Below are 25,316 nucleotides of genomic sequence, written 5' to 3' on the forward strand. Positions count from 1 at the left end.
GGACTTAGCCCTGTACAATACAGAACTAAATCCTTTGCTTAAATTAATTGTCTAACTTTTTGGGGTCAGTACAAAAAGGGGTAGTCTCCTTTTTTATTTTTAGAGCACCGTCGTAGCAGATTTCTTACAAATAATCATATTTATAGTACAATGGAATTACTCTTATGAAAGTAGGTTACTGATTGGAATCAATATTATTTTCTATTTCAGTCTTCTTGGCTGGTGTTCTTTCATTTTTTTCACCTTGTATTTTCCCTTTACTGCCAGTTTATGCTGGGATTTTATTGGATGATCAAGAAAATGAAAAATATTTTTCTCTATTTGGAAAAAAAGTTGCCTGGTCTGGGGTAATCAGAACGCTTTGCTTTATTGCTGGTATTTCTCTTATTTTCTTTATTTTAGGATTCGGAGCTGGTTTTCTTGGTAACATTCTATATGCTACATGGTTTAGATATGCAATGGGAAGCATTATAATTTTACTAGGGCTTCATCAGATGGAAATATTTCATCTGAAGAAATTAGAGATTCAAAAAAGTTTTACTTTCAAGAAATCAGCAGCCAATCGTTATTGGTCAGCATTTCTACTTGGTATTACCTTTAGCTTTGGTTGGACACCTTGTATTGGTCCAGTTTTAAGTTCTGTTTTAGCGCTTGCGGCTTCTGGAGGTAATGGTGCTTGGCAAGGAGCTATCTATACTCTTATTTACACTCTGGGGATGGCCATTCCTTTCTTGGTTTTGGCTCTAGCTTCAGGTGTAGTAATGCCTTATTTTAGTAAAATCAAACGTCATATGATGCTACTAAAGAAAATTGGTGGTTTCCTTATTATTTTAATGGGAATTTTGTTACTATTAGGACAAGTAAATATTCTAGCTGGAATTTTTGAATAAAGGAGAAAAAATGAAAAAAGTAATGTTTACAGGATTGAGTCTCTTATCATTAGTGATATTAATGGCTTGTAGCGAAGAAGAAACTAAAAAGACTCAAGGAGCACAAGGATCACCCAAACAAGTTCAACAAGCACCTGTACAGCAAATTGCTGTAGGAAAAGATGCACCAGATTTTACTTTACAATCTATGGATGGCAAAGAAGTCAAACTATCTGATTATAAGGGTAAAAAGGTTTATTTGAAGTTTTGGGCTTCATGGTGTGGTCCTTGTAGAAAAAGTATGCCTGAGTTAATGGAGTTGGCAGCGAAACAAGATCGTGATTTTGAAATTTTAAGTGTCATCGCAGCTGGAATTCAAGGTGAAAAAACAGTTGAAGAATTTCCAAAATGGTTTCAAGAACAAGGATATAAGGACATTCCAGTCTTATATGACACTAAAGCAACAACCTTCCAAGCCTATCAAATTCGAAGTATTCCAACAGAGTATTTAATCGATAGTCAAGGAAAAATCGGAAAGATTCAATTTGGTGCTATTAGCAATGCTGATGCAGAAGCTGCATTTAAAGAAATGAATTAAACAAAGATATAAGCAGACTGATTACTAAAAGTAGTCAGTTTTTTATAAAATTTTAATAAATATGCACCACAATCCTATATTTATGGTAAAATAGAAACATCATTTTATTTGGAGAAAAACTATGAATATATTTAGGACTAAGAATGTAAGTTTAGATAAAACGGAGATGCATCGGCATTTAAAGCTATGGGACTTAATCCTACTGGGTATTGGAGCAATGGTAGGAACGGGTGTATTTACGATTACAGGGACAGCTGCTGCTAGTCTAGCAGGTCCAGCTTTAGTCATTTCAATTGTTATTTCAGCCTTGTGTGTTGGTTTATCAGCCCTATTTTTTGCAGAATTTGCTTCTCGGATACCTGCTACAGGAGGAGCTTATAGTTATCTTTATGCGATACTTGGTGAGTTACCTGCTTGGTTAGCTGGATGGTTAACTATGATGGAGTTTATGACAGCTATTTCTGGTGTTGCATCGGGTTGGGCAGCTTATTTCAAAGGACTTTTACTTCAATATGGAATTTCTCTTCCACAAGCACTGAATGGTACTTTTAATCCCCAAGAAGGAACTTTTGTTGATCTCTTGCCTATCCTAGTTTTATTGTGTGTCACATCACTGGTCTTACTAAATGCTAAAGCTGTTTTACGCTTTAATTCCCTTTTGGTTATATTGAAATTTTCTGCTTTAGCACTGTTTGTTTTAGTGGGAATATGGCATATTAAACTTGATAATTGGTCTGACTTTGCGCCTTATGGTTTTGGTCAAATTTATGGCTCTAGTACTGGAATCATGGCTGGTGCTTCTTTGATGTTCTTTGGTTTTTTAGGATTTGAATCTATTTCCATGGCTGTAGATGAAGTTAAAAAGCCTCAAAAAAACATTCCTAGAGGTATTGTATTGTCTCTTTTGATTGTAACTATGTTATATGCTCTAGTAACGCTTGTTTTGACAGGTATTGTTCATTATAGTCATTTAAATGTAGATGATGCGGTTGCTTACTCTTTACGTAGCATCGGAATAAGTTGGGCAGCCAATTATGTTTCACTAGTAGCTATTTTAACCTTAATCACAGTATGCATTTCCATGACCTATGCTTTATCTCGTATGATTTATAGTTTGGCTCGTGATGGTTTATTGCCTGCCACTTTCAAAAAATTAACGAAAACAAGTAAAATACCCAAGAATGCAACTATTTTAACAGGATTATCTTCAGCTATAGCAGCTGGAATATTTCCACTAGCTAGTATTGCAGCCTTTTTAAACATTTGTACTCTCGCTTACTTGATTATGTTGCCGTATGGATTAATAAAATTAAGGAAAGAAAAAGGTATGCCTGGAAAAGGTGAGTTTAAGACACCTCTAGTTCCATTGTTACCAATCCTATCTATTGTGGTTTGTTTATCATTTATGTTGCAGTACAATGCTGAAACTTGGCTTGCCTTCTTTATTGCTTTGTTAGTTGGTTGTTTCATTTACTTCACCTATGGTTATAAACATTCGAGCTTGGAAGTGATTGATACTTCTTTGGATAAAGAATAAAACAAAAGACTTAGAAAGATATTATGATAGTCTTTCTAAGTTTTTTGTTTTATCAGGAATGTTATTTAAAGATGATAAATTTTTACTAGATCTAATTAAGAAAAAAGTTATGGATGCTAAATTAAAAGACTCCGTGATAGTTTCTACTATATTACATAACATTAAATTTCGTCTTTTTCAAAAGTAAATCCTTCTCCAAGAATTTCATGTGCTTCAGCAATAGTAATAAAAGCTTGTGGATCGATACGATGAATCATCTCTTTCATTTTCACAATTTCGTTTCTACCAACGATACAATAAATGATTTTCAAATCTTGTTCACTGTAATAACCTTGGCCATGAATAAAAGTAACTCCTCTTCCAAGATTATCGTTGATTTGTTTAGCAAGTTCATCAGGTAGCTTAGTAATAACGATAAAAGCTTTTCCAGCATAGCCACCTTCACCAATTAAGTCAATTACGCGTGAGACAATAAAGGTAAAGAGAAGAGTGTAAGTTACCAAGCGTATATCTTTGAAAATAAGGAGAATAAGCATAAGAATACAGAAATCTAGAATGAAAAGGAGTTTTCCCATAGAAACATGGGTATACTTATTTAGAATACGTGCAAGGATATCTGTGCCACCTGTTGTACCTCCAGCATTGAAAATAATTCCTAAACCAATTCCCATTAAAATACCTGCAATAAGGGAAGTTATGAGCAAATCGCCTTGAAGATCAATCTGAATAGGAATTCTTTCAAATAAAGCTAACCAAGCAGACAAAGCTATTGTTCCTAGTATACTAGAATACAGGTATCTTGCACCAAATATCTTCCATGCGAAAATGAAAAGTGGAACATTGATAAGGAGATTCATAAGAGAGACTGGAATTTGGAAAAGATAAAAAGTGATGAGGGTAATACCAGTAGCACCTCCTTCAAATAGATGATGGGGAACGACAAAATAGGTTAGTCCAAAAGCATAAATGGCAGCACCTAATAAAATAGTTAGGATGGGAGAAATTTTTTTAATCATAGGCAACCTCTTTTCTTATAAGTTGATTATATCAAATTTTAAGGAAAATTTTCAGTGACTCCATTAGGATTTTCAAACTTTTTTTGATATAATAAAAAGTAGGAAAAACCAATCTGAAGTATAAAATAGAAAGATTGATACTATGACAAAAATTAAGATTGTAACCGATTCATCTGTTACTATTGAACCAGAATTAGTAAAGCAATTAGATATTACAATTGTTCCATTATCTGTAATGATTGATAACGTTGTTTATTCTGATGCTGATTTGAAAGAAGAAGGTAAATTTCTTCAGTTGATGCAAGAAAGTAAGAATCTTCCGAAAACAAGTCAACCACCTGTAGGTGTATTTGCTGAAGTTTTTGAAGAACTATGCAAGGATGGTAGTCGGATTCTTGCTATTCATATGTCCCATGCCCTTTCAGGTACTGTAGAAGCATCTAGACAAGGTGCTAGTTTGTCAACGGCGGATGTCACAGTTATTGATAGTTCATTTACGGATCAGGCTTTAAAGTTTCAAGTGGTTGAAGCAGCAAGATTGGCCAAAGAAGGAATAGACATAGATGAAATCTTGTCTCGAGTGGAAGAAGTCAAAAACAATACAGAACTTTATATTGGTGTTTCTACTCTAGAGAACCTTGTCAAAGGTGGTCGTATTGGAAGAGTTACTGGTTTACTTAGTTCTCTCCTTAACATTCGTGTTGTAATGCAAATGAAGAATGATGAATTACAGCCTATTGTTAAAGGTCGTGGTGCGAAAACTTTTAAAAAATGGTTAGATGAGTTTACATCATCTCTTAATGACCGTTCTGTTGCAGAGATTGGAATTTCCTATTCAGGAAATCCTGAGTGGGCAAATGAGATGAGAAATATATTACAACCCTATGTTGAAAACCCTATCTCTGTTATAGAGACTGGTTCTATTATTCAGACTCATACTGGTGAAAACGCTTGGGCTATATTAGTTCGTTATCATTCCTAAAAAAATAAAGAAAATAAGAAGATTTAGCGTTTTTAACTTGACCTAAAGCGGATTTTAGGATATGATTATATTTGTTAATTAGAAATTATTTTGGAGGAATCATTAACATGGCAAACAAACAAGATTTGATCGCTAAAGTAGCAGAAGCTACAGAATTGACAAAGAAAGATTCAGCAGCAGCAGTTGAAGCTGTATTTGCAGCAGTGACAGAATATCTTGCAGCTGGAGAAAAAGTTCAATTGATTGGTTTTGGTAATTTTGAAGTTCGTGAGCGTGCAGAACGTAAAGGTCGCAACCCACAAACTGGTAAAGAAATCAAGATTGCAGCTTCAAAAGTTCCAGCATTTAAAGCAGGTAAAGCTCTTAAAGACGCTGTTAAATAATAACACTCAAAAAAGCCTATTGATTCAAGCTTTCTAGCTTGGTCAGTAGGCTTTTTATTATTTTGATAGTCTATAAAGAATGACAAAGAAAACTCCCTATGAAAGGGAGTTTGTTATAATTAGTTTTTAGAAGCTGCTTGGAATTCAGGATTTTTCCATGCTTCGTCAATGATAGCTTGCAATTCTCTTGCAGAAGCTTGCATTTTTTGAGTTTCTGCATCGTTCAAAGGGATATTTACCGGACGAACGATACCGTGTGCTCCAACGATAGCTGGTTGACCGATGAAGACATTTTCAACTCCATATTGACCTTGTTGGAATACAGAAAGTGGAAGTACTGCATTTTCATCATCAAGGATTGCACGAGTGATACGAGCAAGGGCTACAGCAATACCATAGTATGTAGCACCTTTTTTATTGATGATTGAGTAGGCAGCGTCACGAACTGAGATGAAAAGTTCAACGAGGTCTGCATCGTTCAAATCACGGTTATCTTGTAACCATTGTTCTAGTTTAACACCAGCAACGTTAGCGTGAGACCAGACAGCGAACTCTGAGTCACCGTGTTCACCCATGATGTAGGCATGGACTGAACGAGCATCAACACCGATTGTTTCTGCAAGAGCTTGACGGAAACGAGCTGAGTCAAGTGAAGTACCTGAACCGATAACACGTTCTTTAGGGAATCCAGAGAATTTCCATGTTGAATAAGTCAAAACGTCAACTGGGTTAGCTGCTACAAGGAAGATACCATCGAAACCAGAAGCAACAACTTGTTCAACGATTGATTTGTTGATAGCAAGGTTCTTGCCGACAAGGTCAAGACGAGTTTCACCTGGTTTTTGGGGTGCACCAGCTGTGATAACAACAAGGTCTGCATCAGCACAGTCTTCGTATTTAGCAGCGTAGATCTTTTTAGGTGAAGTGAAGGCAAGAGCGTGGCTAAGATCTTCAGCATCACCAACTGCTTTTTCAAACAATTGAGGAATTTCAATAATTCCTAGTTCTTGTGCAATTCCTTGGGTAACAAGTGCGAAAGCGTAAGATGAACCAACGGCACCATCACCGATAAGGATCACTTTTTTATGTTGTTTAGTTAAAGTCATTCTTCTGAATTTCTCCTTCTTTTTTTTCGGGTTTCCCCATTTATTTTCATTCTATCACTTTTAAAATACTTTGTCACGGATTATTCCCGCTTGTCTATGATGTAAACGTTTTAGAAGATTTAGATGAGTGAAATCAAGGACTTTTTATGGTATAATATTTTTAGTTACTAATAGTGAAATGAGGCATTTATTAATGCAGGATAAAAATTTAGTGAATGTCAATCTGACAAAGGAGATGAAGACTAGCTTTATTGACTACGCCATGAGTGTTATCGTAGCGCGGGCTCTTCCTGATGTTCGAGATGGCTTAAAACCAGTTCACCGTCGAATTCTCTACGGAATGAATGAGCTTGGTGTTACTCCTGATAAACCCCATAAAAAATCTGCTCGTATTACAGGGGATGTTATGGGTAAATACCATCCACATGGAGATTCATCTATTTATGAAGCTATGGTTCGTATGGCTCAATGGTGGAGCTACCGTTACATGCTTGTAGATGGGCATGGAAACTTTGGTTCTATGGATGGTGATGGCGCTGCCGCCCAACGTTATACTGAAGCTCGTATGAGTAAAATTGCTCTTGAAATGCTTCGAGATATAAACAAAAATACGGTTGACTTTGTAGATAACTACGATGCAAATGAGCGTGAACCTTTAGTCCTTCCAGCTCGTTTTCCAAATCTTTTAGTTAATGGTGCTACTGGTATCGCTGTCGGTATGGCGACAAATATTCCGCCTCATAATTTGAGTGAAACTATTGATGCAGTTAAGTTAGTCATGGATAATCCTGATGTGACGACAAGAGACCTAATGGAAGTATTACCTGGTCCAGATTTTCCGACTGGAGCGCTCGTTATGGGTAAATCTGGTATACATAAGGCTTATGAAACCGGAAAAGGCTCAATTGTTCTACGTTCTCGTACAGAAATCGAGGAAACAAAGACTGGACGTGAACGAATTGTTGTCACAGAATTTCCTTACATGGTAAATAAGACGAAAGTACATGAGCATATTGTTAAGTTGGTTCAAGAAAAACGTATTGAAGGAATTACAGCTGTTAGAGATGAATCTAACCGTGAAGGGGTTCGTTTTGTTATTGAAGTGAAACGAGATGCCTCTGCCAATGTGATCCTTAATAATCTTTTCAAAATGACCCAAATGCAAACAAACTTTGGCTTCAATATGCTAGCTATTCAAAATGGCGTACCGAAGATTTTGTCTCTTCGTCAGATTTTGGATGCCTATATTGAGCATCAAAAAGAAGTTGTTGTTCGTCGTACACGTTTTGATAAAGAGAAAGCTGAAGCGCGTGCTCATATCTTAGAAGGTCTCTTGATTGCTCTGGATCATATCGATGAGGTTATTCGTATCATCCGCGCTAGTGAAACAGACGCAGAAGCACAAGCTGAGTTGATGAGCAAGTTTAAGCTTTCTGAGAGACAAAGTCAGGCTATTCTAGATATGCGTCTCCGCCGCTTGACAGGATTGGAACGTGATAAGATTCAGTCTGAGTACGATGAATTGATTGCTTTGATCGCGGACTTAGCAGATATTCTAGCAAAACCAGAACGTGTAGCTCAAATTATCAAGGATGAATTAGATGAGGTTAAGCGTAAGTTTGGCGATAAACGTCGTACAGAGTTGATGATTGGAGAAGTCTTGTCTTTAGAAGATGAAGATTTGATTGAAGAATCGGATGTTCTAATTACTCTTTCTAACAAGGGTTACATTAAACGATTAGATCAAGGTGAATTTACTGCTCAAAAACGTGGCGGACGTGGAGTCCAAGGGACAGGTGTCAAAGATGATGACTTCGTTCGTGAGTTAGTGTCAACTAGCACCCATGATCATCTGCTCTTCTTCACAAATAAAGGACGTGTCTATCGTCTTAAAGGTTTTGAAATTCCGGAATATGGTCGAACTGCTAAAGGATTGCCTATCGTAAATCTATTGAAGTTGGACGAAGGTGAAAGTATTCAGACTATTATCAACATAGAATCAAAACGTAGTGATGATGCCTATCTCTTTTTCACAACCCGTCATGGTATTGTGAAAAGGACCAGTGTTAAGGAATTTGCTAATATTCGTCAGAATGGATTAAAAGCCTTAAATTTGAAAGAGGAAGATGAATTAATCAATGTCCTATTAACTGAAGAAGATGCCGATGTTATAATAGGAACTAAGTTGGGCTATGCAGTTCGCTTTAAACAATCTACTGTTCGTGGAATGAGTCGAAGTGCAACGGGTGTCAAAGGTCTGAATCTTCGTGAAGGTGATACAGTAGTAGGGGCAAGACTTATCACTGATGAAGATGAGGTTCTTGTTATTACTGAAAAAGGGTATGGTAAGCGTACTGTAGCCACTGAATACCCTACTAAAGGCCGTGGCGGTAAAGGAATGATAACTGCTAAAATTACTGATAAAAACGGTCCACTAGCTGGTCTCTTAACTGTTAAAGGCGATGAAGATTTGATGATTATCACCGATACAGGTGTTATGATTCGTACAAATGTTGCTAATATTTCACAAACAGGTCGTTCTACTATGGGAGTAAAAGTAATGCGGCTTGATCAAGATGCTAAGATTGTGACATTTACAAGTGTTGCAGCTGCAGAAAAAGAAGAAGTTGGGACAGAATATAAAATAGAAGGTGATGCTTAATGTCTCGTAAAAATAGAAAAAAGAAAAACAGAAGAAAAAATCTACTGAAAAATATTTTAGCTGTATTTCTCATACTTATCTCTATTGCTTTAATTTTTAATTCAAAAATTCGCGATGCTTTTATAGTTTGGAATACAAATAAATATCAAGTTAGTAAAGTATCTAAAGAGAAAATTGAAGAAAATAAAGACACTGAAGGTAATTTTGATTTTAATTCGGTAAAATCACTTTCTTCAGAAGCTGTTTTAGCCTCTCAATGGGATGCTCAAAAATTGCCTGTAGTCGGAGGAATTGCAATACCTGAGGTAGAGATTAATTTACCAATTTTTAAAGGTCTTGATAATGCAAATCTCTTGTATGGAGCAGGAACTATGAAACGAAATCAGGTGATGGGTAAAGGTAACTATTCACTTGCTAGTCACCATGTCTTTAGTGTTGAGAATGCAAATCAAATGCTGTTTTCTCCATTAGACCGTGCTAAAAAAGGTATGAAAATTTATGTGACGGACAAGAACAAGGTCTATACTTATGAAATTCGTGAAGTCAAAACGGTTACACCAGATCGTGTTGATGAGATTGAAGATCGAGATGGTGTTAATGAAATTACTCTAGTAACTTGTGAAGATGCAGCTGCTACAGAGCGGACCATTGTTAAAGGTGATTTAAAAGAAACAATGGATTATTCGAAAACATCAGAAGAAATTTTAACGGCTTTTAATCAACCTTATAAACAATTTAATTTATAATTAAAGAGTCAGTGAAGAGAAATTTTCACTGATTTTTTACATATCTAACTAATAGGAGTATAAAATAAATGATACAAATTTTTAAAAAAATAAGTAAAATTTTAGCATCCATATATTTTTCAAGCTTCTTGTTTATATAGCTATAGACTATTAGAAATAACATACTTTCATCCGATTATTAAGAGATAAGAATACTATTGATTATTTAAACAAAAATATGTTATAATGCTGATTGTAAAAAGGAGGTTTTTATGAGTTCTTCAGAGTTCATTTCGAAAATAGATTATTATTGCCACAAGAAAGAAAGTCTTTTCAAGCAAAGTAAGTTCAAGTATGCTATTCGTTCTATGTTTGCCGGTGCTTTTTTAACTTTTAGTACAGCTGCAGGAGCGATTGGTGCTGATTTACTAAACAGCATTGTTCCAAATAGCGGATACTTCCTTTTCCCGTTTGTTTTTGCTTGGGGGCTGGCTTATATCGTCTTTCTAAATGCGGAATTGGTAACTTCCAATATGATGTATTTAACAGCAGGCGTATTTTTGAAAAAGATTGATTGGAAAAAGGCAATGATTATTTTACTCTATTGTACTTTGTTTAATCTCATTGGTGCCTTGGTAGCTGGATGGATGTTTGCAAACTCTTCAGCATTCTCGCATCTGACCCATGATAGTTTCCTTCCTAAGCTTGTAGCCAAGAAATTGGCTCGTCCAAGTGATTTGGTATTACTTGAGGGTATTCTTGCAAATGTCTTTGTAAATATTGCCATTCTTTCTTCTATTCTGATAAAAGATAGTGCAGCAAAACTATGGATTATATTATCTGCTATTACTATGTTTGTATTCTTGTCCAACGAGCACATTGCCGCAAATTTTGCTTCTTTTAGCATAATGAAATTTAGTATTGTTTCTGATCAGGTAGATCACTTTGATTTTGTAAATATTTTTCGTCATTGGGGAGTGACCTTTATTGCAAACTTTATCGGTGGTGGACTTTTAATTGGTTTACCTTATGCTTACCTCAATAAAAATGAAGATACTTATGTAGATTAAAAACTGATAGATGAGGGAGAATCATATTGATTCTCTTTTTTGAGGTAAATTAGATAGAATTAGTGATATATCAAATGTGTAATTTGCTCTATTTTTAGTTATATATAATACTGAACACAATAAATATAATGAAGAACTTAAAATTTTAATAAAGAAATAAGAATTTTCTAAGCTTCTTCATCAATGATATGTAATCGATTACCACAACTAGCATTTTATAAAAATAGGTCTGGGAAATCCTTTTCATAATATCGCTTTTATGTTATAATTATCACAAATAAAAGTTTTAGGAGTTTATTATGGTTTCTTCAGAATTTATCTCAAAGATTGAATTTGCTTGCAAGAAGAAAGAAAGTCTTTATAGTCAAAGCAAATTTAAGTATGCGATTCGTTCGATGTTCGCAGGTGCATTTTTAACCTTTAGTACTGCTGCAGGTGCAGTTGGGGCTGACTTGATTAATAAAATTGCGCCAGGTAGTGGACGCTTCCTCTTCCCCTTTGTCTTCGCTTGGGGATTGGCCTATATTGTTTTCTTGAATGCTGAGTTGGTAACTTCAAACATGATGTTCTTGACTGCAGGTAGTTTCTTGAAAAAAATCTCTTGGAGAAAAACAGCTGAGATTTTACTTTACTGTACCTTGTTTAACCTTATCGGGGCTTTGATAGCAGGTTGGGGATTTGCTCACTCAGCAGCTTATGCACATCTGACACACGATAGTTTTATTTCGGGTGTTGTTGAGATGAAGTTGGGTCGTTCAAATGAATTAATCTTGCTTGAGGCGATTTTGGCAAATATTTTCGTAAATATTGCGATTCTTTCATTTGTTTTGGTCAAAGATGGTGGTGCCAAACTTTGGCTTGTTTTGTCAGCAATTTACATGTTTGTATTCTTAACAAACGAGCACATTGCTGCGAACTTTGCTTCTTTCGCGATTGTGAAATTCAGTGTTGCTGCTGATTCAATTGCTAACTTCGGTGTTGGAAATATGCTTCGTCACTGGGGTGTAACCTTCATTGGGAACTTGATTGGTGGTGGTCTCTTGATGGGTCTTCCATACGCCTTCCTCAATAAAAATGAAGATACTTATGTAGATTAAGAAAATGGCACGATTGATTCGTGCTTTTTTATATGGGAATGATAGTAATAGCTATTTATTATATCAAAATATAGAAAACTAATATTGGTAAACTATACCTTAAGGTGCTACAATATCCTTAATCAAACTATATGGAGGTCGCCTTATGACTCGTGATTTTAAATTTGAAACCTTACAATTGCATGCTGGGCAAGTAGTTGATCCAGCAACTAAGTCTCGTGCAGTGCCGATTTATCAAACAACATCCTTTGTTTTTGATGACACGCAGGAAGGTGCGGATCTTTTTGCCTTGAGAAAATCAGGGAATATCTATACCCGTATTACCAACCCTACAACAGCTGCCTTTGAAGAAAGAATTGCTGCTCTCGAAGGTGGTGTCGGAGCTCTTGCAACAGCATCAGGTATGGCTGCAGTGACTTATACGATTTTGGCTCTTGCTCATGCTGGTGACCATCTAGTAGCGGCATCAACTATTTACGGTGGAACCTTCAATCTTTTGAAGGAAACCCTTCCTCGTTATGGGATCACAACAACCTTTGTCGATGTTGATGATTTGGAGGAAGTGGAAGCAGCTATCAAAGACAATACCAAGCTTGTTCTGATTGAAACCTTGGGGAACCCCTTGATTAACATTCCTGACTTTGAAAAATTGGCGGAGATTGCTCATAAACATCAGATTCCACTTGTTTCTGACAATACTTTTGCAACACCTTATTTGATTAACGTCTTCTCTCATGGCGTTGACATTGCCATTCACTCTGCGACTAAGTTTATCGGTGGGCATGGTACGACTATTGGTGGAGTGATTGTCGATAGCGGTCGTTTTGACTGGGCAGCTTCAGGGAAATTCCCTCAATTTGTTGAGGAAGACCCAAGCTATCACAATTTGAGCTATACTCGTGATGTGGGTGCAGCAGCCTTTATTATCGCTGTCCGTGTTCAATTGCTTCGTGATACAGGTGCAGCAATTTCACCTTTCAATGCCTTCTTATTACTCCAAGGACTTGAAACTCTTTCTCTTCGTGTGGAACGCCATGTGCAAAATGCTGAGAAAATTGTTGATTTTCTTGTAAATCATCCTAAGGTAGAAAAGGTCAATTATCCAAAACTGGCAGATAGTCCTTACCATGCCTTGGCTGAGAAATACTTGCCAAAAGGTGTAGGTTCCATCTTTACCTTCCATGTCAAAGGTGGGGAGGCAGAAGCCCGCAAGGTTATTGATAATTTGGAAATCTTCTCTGACCTTGCAAATGTGGCAGATGCTAAATCGCTTGTGGTCCATCCAGCTACAACCACTCACGGTCAATTGTCAGAAAAAGATCTAGAAGCAGCAGGTGTCACACCAAACCAAATCCGCTTGTCAATCGGACTTGAAAATGTAGAAGATTTGATTGAAGACTTGCGCTTGGCCTTGGAGAAAATTTAAAGTAAAAGAAGATAAGCAGTGGGTCTCGACTCACTGTTTTTGATTTTCCCTCAGGCATGATATAATGGATAAAGAAGTCTAGAAAGAGGAAAGTTATGAACGAAATCAAATGTCCCAACTGTGGGGAAGTCTTTACAGTAAATGAAAGCCAGTATGCCGAACTCTTGTCCCAAGTGAGAACGGCAGAGTTTGATAAGGAACTACACGATAGGATGAGGCAGGAACTGGCCTTGGCTGAGCAAAAGGCCATGAATGAGCAACAGACTAAACTGGCTCAAAAAGACCAAGAAATTGCGCAATTACAGAGTCAAATCCAAAACTTTGATACAGAAAAAGAATTGGCCAAGAAAGAAGTTGAACAGACAAGCCATGAGGCCTTATTGGCTAAGGACAAGGAAGTACAGGCCTTGGAAAACCAATTGGCCACCTTGCGTCTGGAACATGAAAATCAACTACAGAAGACCCTTTCTGATCTAGAAAAAGAACGGGATCAGATCAAAAATCAGCTTCTCTTGCAAGAAAAAGAAAATGAGCTTTCTCTTGCTTCAGTTAAACAAAACTACGAAGCCCAGCTTAAAGCAGCTAGTGAACAAGTTGAATTTTACAAGAATTTCAAGGCTCAACAATCTACAAAAGCCATCGGGGAAAGTCTGGAACAGTATGCAGAGAGTGAGTTTAACAAGGTTCGTAGTTTCGCCTTTCCAAATGCTTACTTTGAGAAGGATAACAAGGTCTCTGCGCGTGGGTCTAAGGGGGACTTTATCTTCCGTGAGAGTGATGAAAATGGAGTAGAGATTATCTCTATTATGTTCGAGATGAAAAATGAAGCGGACGGAACAGAGAAGAAGCACAAGAATGTAGATTTTTACAAGGAATTGGACAAGGACCGTCGTGAAAAAAACTGTGAATATGCTGTTTTGGTGACCATGCTTGAGGCAGATAATGACTACTTTAACACAGGGATTGTAGACGTCAGCCACGAGTATGAAAAGATGTATGTGGTTCGTCCTCAATTCTTTATCCAGTTGATTGGTATCTTACGTAATGCGGCGCTAAATTCCCTAAAATACAAGCAGGAGTTGGCCTTGGTTCGCGAACAAAATATTGACATTACGCATTTTGAAGAAGACTTGGATGCCTTTAAACAGGCTTTTGCCAAGAACTACAGCTCAGCTTCGACTAACTTTGGCAAAGCCATTGATGAAATCGACAAGGCCATTAAGCGCATGGAAGAAGTTAAGAAGTTCTTAACTACATCTGAGAATCAACTTCGTCTAGCTAACAACAAATTGGAAGATGTCTCTGTTAAAAAATTGACCCGGAAAAATCCAACCATGAAAGCGAAATTTGAAGCTCTGAAGGGGGAGTGAGAAAGCAAAAATGAACGGTATTATTAACTTAAAAAAAGAAGCAGGTATGACCTCGCATGATGTGGTTTTTAAACTGCGTAAGATATTGGGAACCAAGAAGATTGGTCATGGTGGGACCTTGGATCCGGATGTAGTGGGCGTTTTGCCGATTGCGGTTGGTAAGGCGACCCGCATGGTCGAGTTTATGCAGGACGAGGGTAAGGTCTATGAGGGGGAAATCACTCTGGGCTATTCCACGACGACTGAGGATGCCAGTGGGGAAGTGGTCGCAGAGACACCTGTTCTATCGCCCTTGGATGAAAAACTTATTGATGGAGCGATTGCTAGCTTGACGGGGCCTATTAGTCAGATTCCACCTATGTATTCGGCAGTCAAGGTCAATGGTCGTAAGCTCTATGAGTATGCGCGTGCTGGACAGGAAGTAGAGCGCCCAGAACGTCAGGTAACCATTTATCAATTTGAACGGACAAGTCCGATTTCTTATGAGGGTCATCTTGCACGCTTTACTTTTCGTGTGAAATGTAGCAAGGGTACTTATATCCGTACCTTGTCGGTTGACTTAGGAGAGAAGCTTGGCTATGCGGCCCATATGTCTCAGTTAACTCGTACTAGTGCAGCCGGTTTACAGCTAGAAGACGCTCTTACATTGGAAGAAATCACAGAAAAAGTGGAGGCTGGTCAACTGAACTTTCTCCATCCTCTAGAGATTGGGACAGGGGACCTTGTCAAAGTTTTCCTATCCCCAGAACAGGCTCAGGAAGTACGCTTTGGTCGTTTTATTGAGTTAGAACAAACGAATCAAGAATTGGCTGCTTTTGAAGGAGATAAATTGCTAGCCATTCTTGAAAAACGGGATAACCTTTACAAGCCAAGAAAGGTTTTTAGCTAGTATAATTAGGGTGTAGGGATTTGAATTCTTCCCCTAGACTATCCAAACCAGACTATAAATTTTGCTAAAAATATGATAGAATAGACGACGGATAAAAAAACGGAGGATAGCATGCAAAATAGACCAATCATTATCGGAGTGACAGGTGGTTCTGGTGGTGGGAAAACCAGTGTTTCCAGAGCCATTTTATCGCATTTTCCTGATGAAAAAATTTCCATGATTGAGCATGATTCGTACTACAAGGATCAGTCTCATTTGACCTTTGAAGAGCGTGTAAAAACCAACTATGACCATCCTTTTGCCTTTGATACAGACTTGATGATCGAGCAGATTAAGGAATTGTTGGCAGGGCGTCCAGTGGACATTCCGACTTATGACTATACAGAGCATACACGGAGTAGCAAGACCTATCGTCAGGAGCCTCAAGATGTCTTTATCGTTGAGGGGATTTTGGTCTTGGAGGACAAGCGCTTACGTGATTTGATGGATATCAAGATTTTTGTAGATACAGATGACGATGTGCGCATTATTCGTCGTATCAAGCGTGATATGGAAGAACGTGGTCGTAGCTTGGATAGTGTGATTGAACAGTATTTAGGTGTGGTTAAACCTATGTACCATCAGTTTATCGAACCAACCAAGCGTTATGCCGATATCGTGATACCAGAGGGTGTTAGTAACACTGTTGCTATTGACCTCTTGACAACCAAAATTGCAAAGATTTTGGAAGAAGGCAGACAAAACTAATAATAGATTTTTGAAAATGGAGGTCTTGCCTTCATTTTTATTTTTTCCTTATAATGAAAACATAAATGGAGATTTTTGAGGTTAGTTTTGGTATAATAATACCTATAAAAAGCAAGAAAATAGATAGAAGGTAGAGATGGAAAAGTATTTATCGGTAACAACTTTGACCAAATATCTTAAAATGAAATTCGATAAAGACCCCTATCTGGAACGGGTCTATTTGACTGGTCAAGTCTCCAACTTTCGTAAGCGCCCTACCCACCAATATTTCTCCATCAAAGATGATCATGCTGTTATCCAGGCGACTATTTGGTCAGGAGTCTATCAAAAATTGGGATTTGACTTAGAAGAAGGGATGAAAATCAATGTAATTGGTAGAGTTCAAATCTACGAACCGAGTGGGAGCTACTCTATCATTATCGAAAAGGCTGAACCAGATGGGATAGGAGCATTGGCTATTCAGTTTGAGCAGCTCAAAAAAAAATTGTCAGAAGAAGGCCTTTTTCAAGAAGGTTTCAAACAAGCTCTTCCTCAGTTTCCTAAACGAATCGGCGTAGTGACCAGTCGTAGTGGAGCGGTGATTCAAGATATTATTACAACAGTGAGTAGACGATTTCCAGGTGTTGATATCCTACTTTATCCAACTAAGGTGCAAGGTGAAGGCTCTGCGGAGGAAATTGCTCGTAATATTGCGCGTGCTAATGAACGTGACGATTTGGATTTGCTGATTATTGGTCGTGGTGGAGGTTCCATTGAGGATTTGTGGGCCTTTAACGAAGAAATTGTGGTACAAGCTATTTTTGAATCTCGTTTGCCAATCATTTCTAGTGTGGGACATGAGACGGATGTGACCTTGGCGGATTTTGTTGCAGATCGACGAGCTGCAACGCCAACAGCTGCTGCTGAACTGGCAACACCTGTGACCAAGTTGGATGTATTAGCTCATTTGCAAAATCAGGAAAAACGGATGGCAACGGCAGTCCGAAATATCCTATCTAAGAAACAAGAAGCTTTGAAAAAATGCAGTCAGTCTGTTATCTTTAGACAGCCAGAGCGTTTGTATGATGGCTATATGCAACGCTTGGATCAACTGCAATTGCGCTTAAAACAAAGTTTGCGAACACGGATTTCTGATAACAAACAGATAGTCCAAGCAAGGACGCATCGACTGATGCAGTTATCACCTGTTACTAAAGTTCAACGTTATCAGGACCGCCTGGAACAGATGGATAAGCTGTTACGGAGTCAGGTAGCTTTGGTTTATGATGCTAAAGTTGCTGAAGTCAAGCGTTTATCAGAAGCTTTGATCATGTTAGATACTAGTCGCATTGTGGCGCGTGGCTTTGCTATTGTCAAAAAAGATGAGTCCGTTGTGGATTCAGTTGCGAATTTAAATAAAAAAGACCTAGTGACGCTTTTGATGCGAGACGGTCAGGTAGAATTAGAGGTTAAAGATGTCAAAACAAAAGAAATTTGAGGAAAATCTAGCAGAACTAGAGACTATTGTCCAAAGTTTGGAAAATGGTGAAATTGCCCTAGAAGAAGCGATTACAGCTTTCCAAAAAGGCATGCTCTTATCAAAAGAACTTCAAGCTACCTTGGACAAGGCTGAAAAAACTTTGGTTAAGGTTATGCAAGAAGACGGAACAGAAAGTGATTTTGAATGAACAAACAAGAAAAATTAGCACTTGTTGAGTCAGCCTTGGAAAATTTCTATGGGGATCAGCAGTTTGCTTTTAGTTTACGGGAATCTGTTCTCTATTCCATTCATGCTGGTGGCAAGCGCATCCGCCCCTTTCTTTTATTAGAAGTCTTAGAAGCCTTGCAAGTTTCTATTACACCAGCTCACGCGCAAGTGGCGGCAGCCTTGGAGATGATTCACACAGGAAGCTTGATTCATGATGACCTTCCTGCTATGGATGATGATGATTACCGAAGGGGACGGCTAACAAACCATAAGAAATTTGGCGAAGCTATGGCAATATTGGCTGGAGATGCCTTGTTCCTAGATCCTTATGCCTTGATAGCGCAGGCAGATTTGCCAAGTCAGATCAAGGTGGACTTGATTGCTAACTTGTCTCTTGCATCAGGAAGCATGGGCATGGTAGCAGGCCAGGTTCTGGATATGGAGGGAGAACATCAGCACTTGTCTTTGGAAGAACTCCAGACTATTCATGCAAATAAAACTGGTAAACTGTTGACCTTTCCTTTCCAAGCTGCAGCTATCATAGCAGAGTTAAGTTCAGAAATAGAAGGCAAACTGAAAACTGTAGGTGAGTTGATTGGTCTAGCCTTTCAAGTCAGAGATGATGTACTGGATGTAACGGCGAGTTTTGAAGAAATCGGTAAGACACCACAAAAGGATATACAGGCGGAAAAATCAACTTATCCATCCTTATTGGGATTGGAAGAAGCAGTTACCTTTTGTAATCAAACCTTAGATCAAGCTAATGCTAAATTAGAAGAAATTGCACAGCTGATCAGCTTTGAAACTAGGCCTATTCAAAAAATAGTAGAAAGTTTAAGAATAGATGGCTAAGGAAAGAGTGGATGTACTCGCTTATAAACAGGGCTTGTTTGAAACGAGAGAGCAGGCCAAACGAGGGGTTATGGCTGGTTTGGTAGTCGCTGTTTTAAATGGGGAGCGTTTTGATAAGCCAGGGGAAAAAATTGCAGATGATACAGAGTTAAAACTCAAAGGAGAAAAGCTCAAGTATGTTAGTCGAGGTGGCTTAAAATTAGAAAAAGCCTTGCAAATCTTTGATGTGTCCGTAAGTGGCGCAACAACCATTGATATTGGAGCCTCTACTGGAGGATTTACCGATGTCATGTTGCAAAATGGAGCCAAACTTGTATACGCAGTGGATGTTGGGACAAATCAATTGGCGTGGAAATTACGGCAAGATCCACGTGTTGTTAGCATGGAACAATTTAATTTCCGCTATGCTGAAAAGACTGATTTTGAACAAGAACCCTGCTTTGCTAGTATAGATGTGAGTTTTATTTCTCTCAGTCTTATCTTACCAGCCTTGCACCGTGTCTTAGCAGATCAAGGTCAAGTTGTTGCTCTCGTTAAACCTCAGTTTGAAGCAGGACGTGAGCAAATTGGAAAAAATGGAATCATTCGGGATGCCAAGGTTCATCAGACTGTTCTTGAGACGGTTACTAGCATGGCAGTTGAAGAAGGTTTTTCAGTTCTTGGTTTGGACTTTTCTCCGATCCAAGGCGGCCACGGGAATATTGAGTTTCTGGCTTATTTGAAAAAAGAAAATGGGGCAAGCAACATAGTTGCTTCTGAAATAGAAAAAATTGTAGAGAGAGCACATAGAGAGTTTAAAGATGAATAAAAAAGAAAGACTTGAAAAAATCAGACGCTTTGTAACAGATTATCAAATTGGAACACAAGAAGCAATCGTAGAACATCTAAAAGAAACTGGAATTACTGCCACTCAAGCGACTGTTTCAAGAGATATTAAGGAGTTAGGTATTGTTAAAATTCCTTTAAAGGATAACACATACGTCTATGAATTGCCAAAATCAGTCGTAAAAAGTTTGCAGCTAGCTGAAGATAATATTGAATCGGCAGAATGGATGGATAAGATGATTAGCCTCCAAGTTGTTCCAGGTAACACTGCCTTTGTCAAAGCTCAGCTAATAGAGAATTTTTCAGATAAGATTTTCTCTTGTTTGGCAGATGATAGTTCTATTCTAGTTATTGCTAGAAGTGAAAGTCTAGCTGAGGAATTGTTTGAACAAGTAAGAAATTGGTAGGGCTGTATGTTACTTGAAATTTCAATAAAAAACTTTGCTATTATTGAATCTATTTCTCTCAATTTTGAAAAAGGGATGACGGTTCTGACTGGGGAAACTGGAGCAGGGAAATCCATTATTATCGATGCCATGAATATGATGTTGGGGGCTAGAGCAACTACGGATGTTATTCGTCATGGTGCTCCCAAGGCTGAGATTGAAGGGCTGTTTTCCGTTGAGAATAGCCGTGTTTTTGAGAATATTTTTGAAGAGCAGGGTCTAGAATTGAGCGATGAAATCATTATTCGTCGTGAAATATTACAAAATGGGCGCAGTATTAGCCGTGTCAATGGCCAGATGGTCAATCTCTCGGTCTTACGCTTAATAGGTCAACACCTTGTCGATATTCATGGTCAGCATGACCAAGAAGAATTGATGCGTCCCCAACGCCATATTCAAATGTTGGATGAATTTGGAGATTCTGCTTTTTGGCAATTGAAAGAGTCTTATCAAGAAACTTTTGACACTTACCGAAAGAAGCGTAAGCAAGTACTTGAAGTTAAGAAAAATCAAGAGGAACATAAGGCTCGTATCGAAATGTTGGAATTTCAAATGGCAGAGATTGATGCTGCTTCCTTAAAAGAGGGTGAAGATTTGGCTCTCAATCAAGAGCGAGATAAACTTCTTAACCATAAGAATATTGCTGATACCTTAACAAATGCCTATAGGATGTTGGACAATGAAGAATTTTCTAGTCTAGCTAATGTTCGTTCAGCTATGAATGATATGGAAAGTGTGGAAGAGTTCGATCCAGAATATCGAGATATTTCAGCTTCCTTATCTGAGTCTTATTATGTTTTAGAAGATATTAGCAAGCGTTTAGAAGGGATTATTGATGATTTAGACTTTGATGGCAATCGACTCATGCAGGTTGAAAGCCGCTTGGACCTTCTTCATACAATCACACGTAAATATGGTGGTAGTGTAGATGATGTTTTGATTTATTTTGCTAAAATAACAGATGAGTACAATCACTTGACAGGAAACAATCTTTCCTCAGCAGAAATGGAAGCTGAACTCAAAAAAATGGAAGCAAACCTTGTAAATTTGGCAGGTCAGCTTGCATTAGCACGTCATGCATTGGCCCAGCAATTGGAAACTGAGATTAAGCAAGAGCTGCAAGATTTATATATGGATAAGGCACAGTTTCAAGTTCAATTTACTAAGGGTAAATTCAGTCGTGAAGGAAATGAAACAGTTGAGTTTTATATTTCCACCAACCCTGGTGAAGAATTTAAACCTCTTGTAAAAGTAGCGTCTGGTGGAGAATTGTCTCGTCTCATGCTGGCTATCAAATCAGCCTTTTCTCGTAAGGAAGGTAAGACTAGTATTGTCTTTGATGAGGTGGATACGGGAGTTTCAGGTCGTGTAGCCCAAGCCATTGCTCAAAAGATTTATAAAATCGGTCAGCATAGTCAAGTATTAGCTATTTCCCATCTTCCTCAAGTGATTGCTATCTCTGACTACCAATTCTTTATTGAGAAGATTAGCAATGACTATTCAACGGTTTCTACCGTTCGTCTCTTAACTATTGAAGAGCGGGTGGAGGAAGTTGCCAAGATGTTGGCAGGAGATGATGTGACAGAAGCTGCCCTTACCCAAGCAAGAGAATTGTTGAAAAATAGGGAGAAATAAAATGACAGACTATTATGTTATTGGAGATGTCCATGGAAAAGCAGGAATGCTAGAAGACCTTCTTAAGACATGGAATGGTCAAACCCAGTTGCTTTTCCTTGGTGATTTAATTGACCGAGGTGAAGATAGTCGCCGTGTTCTCGAAATGGTTAAAGATTTAGTTGATAATCATGGAGCTATTTGTATTTCAGGGAATCACGAGTATATGTTTTTAACTTGGCTTGATGATCCTGAAGAAAGTTATGATCACTACAGGAGAAACGGTGGTGATACAACTATTAACTCTATTTTAGGTCGTCCCTTGGATGCTCCTGTAGATGGAGTGAAGGATGCCAAACGTGTTGCGACTGAAGCTGCCGATTTGGTTGAATTTATTCGTCAAATGCCTTTTGTAGTAGAAACGGAACAGTATATTTTTGTTCATGCAGGTGTCGATTTGACACTAGATGACTGGCACGATACGACAGATTATAAAAAAGTTTGGCTCAGAAAACCATTCCATGAAGCGGTTAATCATACAGGGAAAACCATTGTCTTTGGGCATACACCTGTTTATGGTTTGCTAAAACAAGATCGAGGGACAGCTGAACTTTGGATGACAGAAGATGGTAAAATCGGTATGGATGGTGGAGCTGTCTTTGGTGGTGTTCTTCATGGTATTGTCTTTACAGAGCAAGGAATGACAGAACATTACATTATCGAAAATGATGGCTTTGTGGCCGAAGATTAGTACTCCTTACAGGGTATGGTCTTGTCAAAATGTTAAAAACAATTTATAATTAATAGATACCCTGAAAGGAAGAGAATCATGAACTTAGAAGAATTGAAAAAACGACAGGAGAAGATTCGCAACTTCTCCATTATTGCCCATATTGACCATGGCAAATCTACTTTGGCAGACCGTATTTTGGAGAAAACAGAAACCGTTTCTAGTCGTGAAATGCAAGCCCAGCTTTTAGATAGCATGGATTTGGAGCGTGAACGTGGGATTACCATTAAACTGAATGCCATTGAGCTTAATTATACAGCTAAAGATGGAGAGACTTATATTTTCCACTTAATTGACACCCCTGGACACGTTGACTTTACCTATGAAGTTTCTCGTTCCTTAGCTGCCTGTGAAGGTGCTATTTTGGTGGTCGATGCTGCTCAAGGAATTGAGGCTCAAACGCTTGCCAATGTATATTTGGCTTTAGACAATGATTTGGAAATCATGCCAGTCATTAACAAAATTGATCTGCCAGCTGCAGATCCTGAGCGCGTGCGTACAGAGATTGAAGATGTGATTGGTTTAGATGCCAGCGAAGCAGTTTTGGCTTCTGCCAAGGCTGGTATTGGGATTGAAGAAATTCTTGAACAAATTGTAGAAAAAGTGCCTGCACCAACGGGTGATGTGACAGCGCCACTTAAGGCTTTGATTTTCGACTCAGTTTACGATGCTTACCGTGGGGTTATTCTCCAAGTGCGTGTCATGGATGGAGTGGTCAAACCTGGCGATAAGATTCAGCTTATGAGTAATGGCAAGACCTTTGATGTGACCGAAGTCGGTATTTTTACTCCGAAAGCAGTTGGTCGTGATTTTCTTGCGACTGGTGACGTTGGTTATATTGCAGCTTCTATCAAGACTGTTCAGGACACTCGTGTGGGTGATACCGTTACCTTGGCAACCAATCCTGCGACAGAGCCATTAGATGGCTACAAACAAATGAATCCTATGGTTTTTGCAGGTCTTTACCCAATCGAGTCAAACAAGTACAACGATTTGCGTGAAGCCCTTGAAAAATTGCAACTGAATGATGCTAGTCTTCAGTTTGAACCAGAAACATCTCAGGCTCTTGGATTTGGTTTCCGTTGTGGTTTCCTTGGCCTTCTTCATATGGATGTTATCCAAGAACGTTTGGAGCGGGAGTTTAATATCGACCTCATCATGACAGCTCCATCGGTTATCTACAAGGTTAATCAGACGGATGGTGAGTCTATGGATGTATCTAACCCGTCTGAGTTCCCAGATCCAACTAAGATTGCGACCATTGAAGAGCCTTATGTCAAGGCGCAAATCATGGTACCGCAAGAGTTTGTCGGAGCAGTAATGGAATTGGCTCAGCGCAAGCGTGGAGACTTTGTGACAATGGATTATATCGATGATAATCGAGTTAATGTTATCTATCAAATTCCTCTCGCCGAAATCGTCTTTGACTTCTTTGATAAACTTAAGTCTTCTACACGTGGTTATGCAAGCTTTGACTACGAATTGTCAGAATATCGCCCATCTAAACTGGTGAAAATGGATATCCTCCTAAATGGTGATAAGGTTGATGCACTCAGCTTTATTGTCCACAAGGATTTTGCTTATGAACGTGGTAAACTCATAGTTGATAAGCTTAAGAAAATCATCCCTCGTCAACAATTTGAAGTTCCAATTCAAGCGGCAATTGGACACAAGATTGTGGCTCGTACAGATATCAAGGCCCTTCGTAAGAACGTTCTTGCTAAGTGTTATGGTGGTGACGTTTCTCGTAAACGCAAACTCCTTGAAAAACAAAAAGCTGGTAAGAAACGAATGAAAGCCATTGGATCAGTGGAAGTACCGCAAGAAGCCTTCCTAAGTGTTCTAAGTATGGATGAAGAATAGTATACTGAGGACTAACTGGCAACTAACTTATTAATATAAAAAATATGAGCAGGATTCGAATTTCCTGCTTTTTTTAAATTTTTTAATGATAAAGAAATGTTTGATTGAACTAGAGTAATTGTTTGAATGGTGTTTATTTGTTGATAAGAAGCTAAAAAACAATCAAAAGTTTTTGAAAAAGAGACAAAAAAAAACAGAAAATGATTGACAACGATTTCATATAGTGTTATACTTAGAACATAAAGTTAATTGAAAGAAGGTTAAACCTTATGGGATTAGATCAATTCTTTGATAAAGATCTTGTCTTTTGTCTAGAAGCGGATAATCAAGAAGAACTTTTTGATAAGGTAGCAACTTTATTGGAAGAGCGAGAAATCGTAGCTCCAACTTATCGTGAAGCCTTAATTACACGAGAAAAGTCATTTCCAACTGGCTTAGATATGGAATTTTTGGGAAAAGATTTACCAAATGTTGCTATTCCTCATACGGATACAATTCATAATCTAGCTGAGAAAGTTGTAGTTGTTCGTATCGAGAAGCCTGTTACTTTTCATAATATGATTGCACCTGATAAGGAAGTTCCAGTATCATTACTATTCTTTATCATTAATAACTCAAGTTCAAGCCAGACGAACATCCTTGCTCAGTTAATGGACTTCTTCACAGGAAATGGACATTTAGCAGATTTAGCTAAAATTACTGAACCAGAAGCTCTTTATACTTATATTACTGAAGCAACAGCATAACTTAGTTTATAAAAAT

At 38.1% G+C, this 25,316-nt stretch carries 24 protein-coding genes; 22 read left to right on the plus strand and 2 right to left on the minus strand.

The genetic code is table 11. The features are described from left to right. Positions 1–182 precede the first annotated feature (182 nt). The 3 genes from ccdA2 (at position 183) to QZ114_RS01080 (ending at position 3,004) form a co-directional block, all read left to right on the plus strand. Complete coding sequence (gene ccdA2, locus QZ114_RS01070) at positions 183–890, plus strand: thiol-disulfide oxidoreductase-associated membrane protein CcdA2 (RefSeq protein WP_295498695.1); 708 nt, start codon at positions 183–185, stop codon at positions 888–890. A gap of 10 nt (positions 891–900) precedes the next feature. Beyond that, positions 901–1,467, plus strand: a complete 567-nt coding sequence (gene sdbB, locus QZ114_RS01075) for a thiol-disulfide oxidoreductase-associated lipoprotein SdbB (protein ID WP_295498698.1) — start codon at positions 901–903, stop codon at positions 1,465–1,467. Positions 1,468–1,588: 121 nt separating this feature from the next. Continuing rightward, a complete protein-coding gene (locus tag QZ114_RS01080; RefSeq protein WP_295498702.1) occupies positions 1,589–3,004 on the plus strand; it encodes an APC family permease in 1,416 nt (471 codons plus the stop codon). Positions 3,005–3,165: 161 nt separating this feature from the next. On the opposite strand, the gene QZ114_RS01085 is transcribed toward QZ114_RS01080, so the two are convergent. Further along, positions 3,166–4,020, minus strand: coding sequence for a YitT family protein (locus QZ114_RS01085; protein WP_295498705.1), 855 nt, complete (start codon positions 4,018–4,020; stop codon positions 3,166–3,168). A 142-nt stretch (positions 4,021–4,162) separates the two neighbouring features. On the opposite strand from QZ114_RS01085, the gene QZ114_RS01090 reads away from it, so the two are divergent. After that, positions 4,163–5,002: a DegV family protein gene (locus tag QZ114_RS01090; protein ID WP_295498709.1), complete on the plus strand. Its 840-nt coding sequence runs from the start codon at positions 4,163–4,165 to the stop codon at positions 5,000–5,002. 107 nt (positions 5,003–5,109) lie between these two features. Then, entirely contained in the window at positions 5,110–5,385 is a 276-nt protein-coding gene (locus tag QZ114_RS01095) for an HU family DNA-binding protein (RefSeq protein ID WP_049497398.1), read from the plus strand. Positions 5,386–5,504: 119 nt separating this feature from the next. Here the strand turns inward: QZ114_RS01095 and QZ114_RS01100 are convergent, their stop codons facing one another. Then, on the minus strand, positions 5,505–6,491 hold the full coding sequence (locus QZ114_RS01100) for an L-lactate dehydrogenase (RefSeq protein ID WP_295498713.1): 987 nt from the start codon (positions 6,489–6,491) through the stop codon (positions 5,505–5,507). Between the two features lie 193 nt (positions 6,492–6,684). Here QZ114_RS01100 and gyrA point away from each other — a divergent pair, with 193 nt between their 5' ends. The 17 genes from gyrA (at position 6,685) to QZ114_RS01185 (ending at position 25,300) form a co-directional block, all read left to right on the plus strand. After that, entirely contained in the window at positions 6,685–9,153 is a 2,469-nt protein-coding gene (gyrA, locus tag QZ114_RS01105; RefSeq protein ID WP_295498716.1) for a DNA gyrase subunit A, read from the plus strand. Next, the gene (locus QZ114_RS01110; RefSeq protein WP_295498719.1) at positions 9,153–9,899 is read left to right on the plus strand and encodes a class A sortase; all 747 of its coding nucleotides are present in this window, start codon (positions 9,153–9,155) and stop codon (positions 9,897–9,899) included. The genes gyrA and QZ114_RS01110 overlap by 1 nt, the downstream gene beginning before the upstream one ends. A 251-nt stretch (positions 9,900–10,150) precedes the next feature. Then, a complete protein-coding gene (locus QZ114_RS01115) occupies positions 10,151–10,948 on the plus strand; it encodes a formate/nitrite transporter family protein (RefSeq protein WP_295498722.1) in 798 nt (265 codons plus the stop codon). Between the two features lie 299 nt (positions 10,949–11,247). Further along, positions 11,248–12,045 carry a formate/nitrite transporter family protein gene (locus QZ114_RS01120; protein ID WP_295498725.1) on the plus strand — a complete coding sequence of 266 codons (798 nt, stop codon included), beginning with the start codon at positions 11,248–11,250 and terminating at the stop codon, positions 12,043–12,045. A 145-nt stretch (positions 12,046–12,190) separates the two neighbouring features. Then, positions 12,191–13,471, plus strand: coding sequence for an O-acetylhomoserine aminocarboxypropyltransferase/cysteine synthase family protein (locus QZ114_RS01125; RefSeq protein ID WP_295498728.1), 1,281 nt, complete (start codon positions 12,191–12,193; stop codon positions 13,469–13,471). Between the two features lie 95 nt (positions 13,472–13,566). Further along, complete coding sequence (locus tag QZ114_RS01130; protein WP_295498730.1) at positions 13,567–14,841, plus strand: DUF2130 domain-containing protein; 1,275 nt, start codon at positions 13,567–13,569, stop codon at positions 14,839–14,841. 10 nt (positions 14,842–14,851) lie between these two features. Then, entirely contained in the window at positions 14,852–15,730 is an 879-nt protein-coding gene (truB, locus tag QZ114_RS01135; RefSeq protein ID WP_295498732.1) for a tRNA pseudouridine(55) synthase TruB, read from the plus strand. A 111-nt stretch (positions 15,731–15,841) separates the two neighbouring features. Next, the gene (gene udk, locus QZ114_RS01140) at positions 15,842–16,477 is read left to right on the plus strand and encodes a uridine kinase (protein WP_295498734.1); all 636 of its coding nucleotides are present in this window, start codon (positions 15,842–15,844) and stop codon (positions 16,475–16,477) included. Positions 16,478–16,613: 136 nt separating this feature from the next. Continuing rightward, entirely contained in the window at positions 16,614–17,954 is a 1,341-nt protein-coding gene (gene xseA / locus QZ114_RS01145) for an exodeoxyribonuclease VII large subunit (RefSeq protein ID WP_295498736.1), read from the plus strand. Beyond that, positions 17,932–18,144 carry an exodeoxyribonuclease VII small subunit gene (locus QZ114_RS01150; RefSeq protein WP_295498738.1) on the plus strand — a complete coding sequence of 71 codons (213 nt, stop codon included), beginning with the start codon at positions 17,932–17,934 and terminating at the stop codon, positions 18,142–18,144. The genes xseA and QZ114_RS01150 overlap by 23 nt, the downstream gene beginning before the upstream one ends. Beyond that, the gene (locus QZ114_RS01155; RefSeq protein ID WP_295498740.1) at positions 18,141–19,016 is read left to right on the plus strand and encodes a polyprenyl synthetase family protein; all 876 of its coding nucleotides are present in this window, start codon (positions 18,141–18,143) and stop codon (positions 19,014–19,016) included. The genes QZ114_RS01150 and QZ114_RS01155 overlap by 4 nt, the downstream gene beginning before the upstream one ends. Then, positions 19,009–19,824, plus strand: a complete 816-nt coding sequence (locus QZ114_RS01160; protein ID WP_295498742.1) for a TlyA family RNA methyltransferase — start codon at positions 19,009–19,011, stop codon at positions 19,822–19,824. The genes QZ114_RS01155 and QZ114_RS01160 overlap by 8 nt, the downstream gene beginning before the upstream one ends. Beyond that, positions 19,817–20,248: an arginine repressor gene (locus QZ114_RS01165; RefSeq protein WP_295498744.1), complete on the plus strand. Its 432-nt coding sequence runs from the start codon at positions 19,817–19,819 to the stop codon at positions 20,246–20,248. Before QZ114_RS01160 ends, QZ114_RS01165 begins: the two co-directional genes overlap by 8 nt. Positions 20,249–20,254: 6 nt before the next feature. Then, entirely contained in the window at positions 20,255–21,922 is a 1,668-nt protein-coding gene (gene recN, locus QZ114_RS01170) for a DNA repair protein RecN (RefSeq protein WP_295498746.1), read from the plus strand. Position 21,923: 1 nt separating this feature from the next. Next, entirely contained in the window at positions 21,924–22,652 is a 729-nt protein-coding gene (locus tag QZ114_RS01175) for a metallophosphoesterase (RefSeq protein ID WP_295498748.1), read from the plus strand. A 78-nt stretch (positions 22,653–22,730) separates the two neighbouring features. Next, positions 22,731–24,554: a translation elongation factor 4 gene (lepA, locus tag QZ114_RS01180; protein ID WP_295498751.1), complete on the plus strand. Its 1,824-nt coding sequence runs from the start codon at positions 22,731–22,733 to the stop codon at positions 24,552–24,554. A 269-nt stretch (positions 24,555–24,823) separates the two neighbouring features. Further along, positions 24,824–25,300 (plus strand): PTS sugar transporter subunit IIA, encoded by a 477-nt coding sequence (locus QZ114_RS01185; protein ID WP_295498753.1) that lies wholly within the window; start codon positions 24,824–24,826, stop codon positions 25,298–25,300. Positions 25,301–25,316 lie beyond the last annotated feature (16 nt).

It is taken from the genome of uncultured Streptococcus sp., from assembly GCF_901875575.1.
Taxonomy (GTDB): Bacteria; Bacillota; Bacilli; order Lactobacillales; family Streptococcaceae; genus Streptococcus.